Annotated in this window: 2 protein-coding genes; both read left to right on the top strand. The window is 60.2% G+C overall.

From position 1 onward, the window contains the following. The coding region (gene repC, locus AC1DVA_RS28850; RefSeq protein ID WP_476808197.1) for a replication initiation protein RepC at positions 1–218 on the top strand (218 nt) is incomplete at its 5' end. Positions 219–458: 240 nt separating this feature from the next. Further along, positions 459–749 carry an MbcA/ParS/Xre antitoxin family protein gene (locus AC1DVA_RS28845; RefSeq protein WP_476808196.1) on the top strand — a complete coding sequence of 97 codons (291 nt, stop codon included), beginning with the start codon at positions 459–461 and terminating at the stop codon, positions 747–749. Positions 750–786 lie beyond the last annotated feature (37 nt).

Below are 786 nucleotides of genomic sequence, written 5' to 3'. Positions count from 1 at the left end.
GAATTAGCCCCAGCGCCTGGTTCGAGGCGCAGAATGCCATGGGCGAAACGGAGGCTTCGATAGTCGTCGCGGCGATCCTGCAGCGCGGCGAGGCCATTTCCAGTGCAGGCGGCTATTTGCGCGGTCTGACGCGGAAGGCCGAGGCGAGTGAATTCTCGATCGGGCCAATGCTGATGGCTTTGATAGGGAGCCGCCGGCGCGAACCGAAGCGGGCATAGGCAATGCGCGGATTGCTGACATGCGGCGATCGTTGCTGTCGTCAATCTGGTAGAACGGATCTTCGCCGAGGAGGAATGCACGATGGATTGGAAGCCGTCAGCGACGTTCGACACCAGCCCGGAAAACCGAGCTCGGGTAAGTGGGGCCGTCTTGCGGACGTTCCTGAATATTGCGACGGCTTTGGAGCTCGACTTGGGCGAAGATCCTGGCAGGATGCTGCCCGCGCTGAGGAGCCGCTGATGCTTGAAACCGACGTCGTGCTCCGGATCTCGGCCGTGCTCGGCATCTATAAGTCCCTTCGCGTCCTCTATAGGACTGAAGAGCAAGGCTTGGATTGGCTTCGCAGCTCCAATCATGGAAGCCAATTCAACGGCCGAGCGCTGATCGAGCTGATGCTATCGGGCTTCGAACCGGGCCTGATGGATGTCCGCCGCTACTTGCTCGCAAAGGAACACGGGGCAGGGGAAGCTCCGAATGAGGCCGACAAGGACTTTAGGCCCTATACCGATGCCGATTTGATTTGGAGCTGATGCGCTGATGACCGGCGGGTGGCGGTTCGTTCTGATC

This window comes from Allobosea sp. P4_C6 (genome assembly GCF_056402015.1).
The sequence above is the reverse complement of the archived record's forward strand: the minus strand, read 5'-3'. Positions and strand labels throughout refer to the sequence as shown.

Coding starts and splice junctions, on each gene's coding strand:
- AC1DVA_RS28845 (WP_476808196.1), top strand. CDS start 459: ATGCTTGAAACCGACGTCGTGCTCCGGATCTCGGCCGTGCTCGGCATC.